This is a genomic window from Thermoanaerobacterales bacterium, from assembly GCA_030019475.1.
GTDB lineage: Bacteria > Bacillota > Desulfotomaculia > Desulfotomaculales > JASEER01 > JASEER01.
Genome location: JASEER010000005.1, coordinates 83,554 through 88,779, shown reverse-complemented (window position 1 = coordinate 88,779; position 5,226 = coordinate 83,554). Strand labels below are relative to the sequence as shown.

5 protein-coding genes are annotated in these 5,226 nt (G+C 62.8%); 3 read left to right on the top strand and 2 right to left on the bottom strand.

Annotation, left to right across the window (positions count from 1 at the left end; translation table 11 throughout):
* On the top strand, positions 1-661 hold a 661-nt coding region (locus QMC81_02550; protein ID MDI6906356.1), incomplete at its 5' end, for a response regulator transcription factor.
* Positions 648-1,334 carry an endonuclease III domain-containing protein gene (locus QMC81_02545; GenBank protein ID MDI6906355.1) on the top strand — a complete coding sequence of 229 codons (687 nt, stop codon included), beginning with the start codon at positions 648-650 and terminating at the stop codon, positions 1,332-1,334. The genes QMC81_02550 and QMC81_02545, both read left to right, overlap by 14 nt.
* Positions 1,335-1,361: 27 nt before the next feature.
* On the opposite strand, the gene QMC81_02540 is transcribed toward QMC81_02545, so the two are convergent.
* Both QMC81_02540 and QMC81_02535 read right to left on the bottom strand, forming a co-directional pair.
* Entirely contained in the window at positions 1,362-1,556 is a 195-nt protein-coding gene (locus QMC81_02540; protein ID MDI6906354.1) for a hypothetical protein, read from the bottom strand.
* A gap of 191 nt (positions 1,557-1,747) precedes the next feature.
* The gene (locus QMC81_02535) at positions 1,748-3,223 is read right to left on the bottom strand and encodes a metallophosphoesterase family protein (protein ID MDI6906353.1); all 1,476 of its coding nucleotides are present in this window, start codon (positions 3,221-3,223) and stop codon (positions 1,748-1,750) included.
* A gap of 176 nt (positions 3,224-3,399) precedes the next feature.
* Between QMC81_02535 and QMC81_02530 the strand changes: the two genes are divergently transcribed.
* The coding region (locus QMC81_02530; GenBank protein MDI6906352.1) for a zinc dependent phospholipase C family protein at positions 3,400-5,226 on the top strand (1,827 nt) is incomplete at its 3' end.

Below are 5,226 nucleotides of genomic sequence, written 5' to 3'. Positions count from 1 at the left end.
CCCCAAAGTACAGAAGATTCTCTCGGCGGTGCTCAGACGTGAGGGTTTTGAGGTTCTCACCGCCTCCGACGGCTTGGAGGCCGTGGAAATAGATCAGGCAACACATCCCGACCTGATAGTGTTGGATATCATGATGCCGAGGATGGACGGCCTGGAGGCCTGCGGGCGCATTAAGTCCAGGCGGGACGTTCCCATCATCGTCCTCTCGGCGCGCGGCGACGAAACCGACCGCATCGTCGGCTTTAAGATGGGTGTCGACGACTATCAGTGCAAGCCCTTCAGCCCGGCCGAGTTCGTCCTGCGCGTCAAGGCGGTGCTGCGGCGCTATACCAAGGGCGCCGAGGAATCCGCCAAGGACCGCGAACTGGTTTACCCGAACCTGAGCATCAACCCCCAGACCAGGGAAGTAGTGGCCTGGGGCCGGCAGGTCGAACTGACCTCGAAGGAGTTCGAACTCCTCTGGATCCTGGCTTCCAATCCCAACCGCGTGTTTTCACGCGCGCACCTTGTCAAAAAGGTTTGGGAATCAAACTTCGTCGGCGACGAGAGCACCGTCACGGTGCACGTCCGGCGGTTGCGCAAAAAGATTGAAAAAGACCCCGAGCATCCAACCTTCATCAAGACCGTCTGGGGGGTAGGCTATAAGTTTGAAGCCGACTGACCTCACGCGCAAGACCCTGCTTGCTATCTTCGACCGCCTGCTGCAGTATTTCGGTCCCCGCTACTGGTGGCCGGCCGAGACCCCTTTCGAGGTGATTGTCGGGGCGATTCTTACCCAGCAGGTCGCATGGCGCAACACCGCGACCGCCATCGCCCACCTGAAGCGCGAAGGGCGCCTTTCGCCGCAGGGAATTCTCGCCTTACCCGACCCCGCGCTGTGGGAACTCATCCGCCCGACCCGCTTTTACCGCCAGAAAGCCGATCGCCTGCGCGCATTTTGCCGCGTCCTTCAAGAGGACTTCGGCGGTGAACTCGATAGGCTCTTCGCCCTTGACATCAAAACCCTGCGGCGGCTGCTGCTCGCCCTTCCCGGGATTGGAGAGGAGACCGCGGACTCCATCATCCTTTACGCCGCGGGCATGCCGATCTTCGTCATCGACGCCTACACCCAGCGTGTCTTTACGCGCCTTGGGTTAATTGACCGGCCCATGTCCTACGGCTCGTTGCAGAGCCGTCTTATGGCGCGTCTCCCCCGCGACACGGCGCTGTACAACGAATACCACGCCCTCCTGGACGGTCTGGGTCATCACCTGTGCCTGCGGCAAAGCCCCCGCTGCCAGGCCTGTCCCCTTGACGACCTTTGCGGCCATCACACAGAAAAAGCCCCCTCTTAACAAGGGGGTCCGGTTTCAGGCACCCGGTTACCGGGCCTCAAGCCTGGCCGCCACCTCACGTTCCAGTTGAGAAAGCGTCACCCGCTTCCCCAGCAGTTTCCCGTCCACGGCGATGTTGGGCGGCTCCGGTGTCTGAGGGTTCCCGTCATTGTCGCGGTCCTGAGGCGGAACTATTTCCACCGCCACCTCGTCCCCGAAATCTTCTTTGACCTTCCCGGCCAACGCCTGAAGAGATCTTCAGGTCGAGCCCTGCTGAGCGTTCGGGTATACGGTTATCCGAACCAAGGCTAAATCACCTCCTCACGACCCCATTATTCCCCGGGGATGTACAGCGGAACCGGTAAAGAAAGAAGGGATGCTCCCCTCAGGAGGGGGCCGCCGCCATCGTTCTCGGCCTTTGGCGGGTTCAAACGCTACGGCGCAACGACCGGCGGGCTTACCGGGAATTGCGCAAACCCGGCAACCCGCCTTAAACCGTGATCCAACAAGCGGCGTTCGACGGAGAAACGACCGGACAGCGGCTGGTACTCTATGAAGTCGGCGGCCACCGCACCCTTCCCGGGGTGGATGTGTAGAATGATCGCCGAGTAAGGCACGCCCTCTTCGGATGAAAGGCCGCGTACGCCGGCGGCCCCCGTGGTACCCGGGTTGAGCAACACGGACAGCCCCCCTGTTTCTTCCAACGCCTGGCGGTGGGTGTGGCCGGAGACGGCCAGCGGCGCCATATCGGCAAGCCTATGCGCCACGAAAGGATCGTGAACCAAGATGATGTCCGGTTGTCCTTCCATTTGGATAGCCGCGCGCAAAGCGTCCGCCTGCCTGTCCAGTCCATCCTCCAAGGTTTCCTGGTCGACAACCGCCGCATTCGCATCATAGGCCAGGGGATCCGCGCTGCCGATAATACGTACCCCCGCGACCTCCACGGTCTTCCCGCGGAGCCGCACCCCGTTCCCCAATCCGTCGACAAACCGCATCACGTCGGGGGTATCATGGTTTCCGGGGGCGAAGACATAAGGCACACCCAACCTTTCCAGGCGGGTTGCCGTCTGCGTCTCCAAAGGAGAACCGAAATCGCTCAGGTCCCCGGCATCGAGGATGGCTTTCACGCCAAAGTTCTCCACCAGGGCTTCCATAAATTCCAGCCCTACCGGATTGGAATGCAGGTCACTCACCAGCAGGACGGGCTGTGTGGCTCCGTCATGATCCGGGGCTCCCAGCAGCGCAAGGTTATCCACCCTTGAGAAGAGCGCCTGGATATTCTCAACGAGCATACCGGTCCGGTCCTGGACCTCCTTGAACCGGTCCAGCGTCTCGTTCGCCAGGCGCAAAACGTCCGGGGCGGCGGCAAGGACCCCGTCGTATTCCGGCTCGCGGAAGGCGTCCGCACGGAAGCCGGCGGCTCCGGCGAATACCAGCCCGGCGATCAGGACCGCCCCCGTCAGCCCTGCCGCCAGAGCGACACGCAGCCGCGGCCGCCATAGCAGCAGCACCGCCAGGAAAGCCCCGAGCGCACCGGCCGCCACCTGCCGCAGGGCGAAGAATAAAAGGGGACGCTCCGCGGCCGCTTGGACGTCATCCAGGATCTCTCTCTGGTCACTGTCCGGCGCCAGCGCCCTCCCGACGATGTCGGCGCCGACGCCGTCCAGTCGGACGTGCAGTTCCAGGGGTGCCGGGTGAGTGGCCGCCGAGAGGCTGCCGAAGGGCGGGAGTTCAATGACCGTTTTCCCGGCCGTCGCCGGGACGAGTCCGGCCCGCAGGGAGAGCCCGTGAATCTCGTAAGCCGCCGGGCCCAAAAGGTACATGCACAGCAGCGCTCCCGCCACCGCCGTGGCCAAAACGGCGGCTGTTCTCCAGCAACGGACGTTCCGTAACAGGTTGAACTTCAACATTGGCTCTTGATATGCCCCTTTCCCGTCCTCCCAAGGATAACATCCCTCATCAGGTCGAACAACCGGAAAACCGTGCCGTTTCCGCCGTGCGACCAGGTGTAACGCCGAGCGGGTCGCGCATATCATGCCCCAGGGTACCGCCTCCGAAGAAACGGTTGGGTGCGGGAGGATAAGAAGTGAAGAGAGGGGTATCATTCCTCAGGCGACTTAGGGTTCTCCTGCAGCGCGCGTTGCTGCTGCCGCTCCTGCCCGGCCTGGCGTGGGGCCCCTTTACACACGCCTACATCAACCGCCGCGCCCTGGAGAAGGCCGGCCAAGCACTGGCCTCAGGCACGGCGGCGATCAACCCCGCCACTTACGACATCCTGGCCCGTCACCAGGACGCCTTTCTCAGCGGGGCGAACAGCGCCGACGCGATCTCCACCTATCACCTGACCACCCAAGGTGTCGCCATCTATGACTATGCCCACAACTACGTCCCCGATAACGCCCGCGGCATCCCGCTTTTCGGCTACCGCCTGGTCAACGAATGGAAACAGGCCGTGCTGGGGCGCCGTGGCTCGAAGCACTACTCGGAAAAGGACTTCGCCGTCGCCTGCGGGTGGCTCGCGCATCAGATCGCGGATTGGTATGCCCATTACGCCCCGATTCATAGGGACGGCCACCCCGACCCGGACCCGTGCCGGGAACCGGACGGGGTAACCGTCTTCGAGGGTTACTCCAATGCCCACCGCACCCTCGGCTCCTCGTTTTACCCCGAGGTCCTCGCCGCGCAGGTCCTGGCGGATCACGGCCTGACGGAGTTCTTTCATGATTTGCTCATCCGCGACCGCTACGGCGACCTCCTCGAAGGACATCCCTTAACCCTTTTCGAAACGCACAGTGCCGGCGGAGGAGAGCCCTACAACCTGCTCACATCCACCTCGGAGCTTTACCGGGGGCGGCGGTGCCGCATCCCGCCGGACCAGATTCCGCAGTTACGGATCGACTTCGAGACCGTCCTGGTAGGAATGCGACTCCTGATGGAAATCCTCTACGCCCTGCAGCCGTCCGTTGTTGACACCGTGCGGGGCGTCCTGGATCCGGAAACGACGGGGCTTCCGGACTATATCGAAAGGTCCGCCTACCGCGTGGTGGCCTGGCTCTTCGCCCTCAGCGACGAAGAAATCGCCGCCCTGGCTGAGGGCGCTTCCGCGGAGGCCCGTTACCCGGAGCTGGGGGTCCGGGACGTCCCTCGCGCGGGCACCATTCTTTTCGGCCTCGCCCATCGGCTCGGCAGCATCCTTGACCCGGAACTGCTCATACCGGCGATTCGTTCCGGGAGAACCCTGAACCTACGGCTCTTTTGGGGAGCCTTCGACCTGCGGGCCTTTTCCCTCCGGCAGTTAACCCGTCTGCTGACGAGCCCCGGCCTTGCGGCCGCCCTCCCGGGCGCCTCTTCCCGGGCCATCCTCGCCTTCCTGGCCGAGCTGGTAAAGGGGCGCTCAGGCCATCTTGCGCGGGCACGCGCGGCCTACCGTCGTGTGTCGCGCCCGGTAATCGTCCTGCCCGGACCGTCCAAATGGACCGACGAAGAGAAGATCGCGGCAATGCTCAACCGGCGTGAAATCCGCGCCACCTTCGCCCCGGCGCTAAACCTCGAGGCGCCTTTCAGCCATCCCTACAAAGACCTGGCCTTGAACACCCTCGTTATGCGAATCAACGGCTATGACGTGGACCATCTGCCTACCAAATTCTTAGTCACGCGTGAATGGGAAGACCACAAGCTCACCATCACCTGCCGCTTACGCGAACCCCTGGGTCCCGGCTTTCACCACCTCCTCCTGGACGTGACCGACAAGAGCGGTATTTCCGCCATGCCGCTTGAGAAAGAGATCTACGTTCGCCCCCGGGGAAAGGATTTTGGACCTGACGGCCAGAATAGTGCCAGGGAAGCTGGTGAATTACCCCAGGCAAACAAGGAGGCATCAACAGTGACGCAAAAAATCGGCGTCTTGATGGGC

Excerpts from the sequence above, each read along its gene's own strand:
- QMC81_02535 (MDI6906353.1), bottom strand. The coding sequence starts at position 3,223 with ATGTTGAAGTTCAACCTGTTACGGAACGTCCGTTGCTGGAGAACAGCC.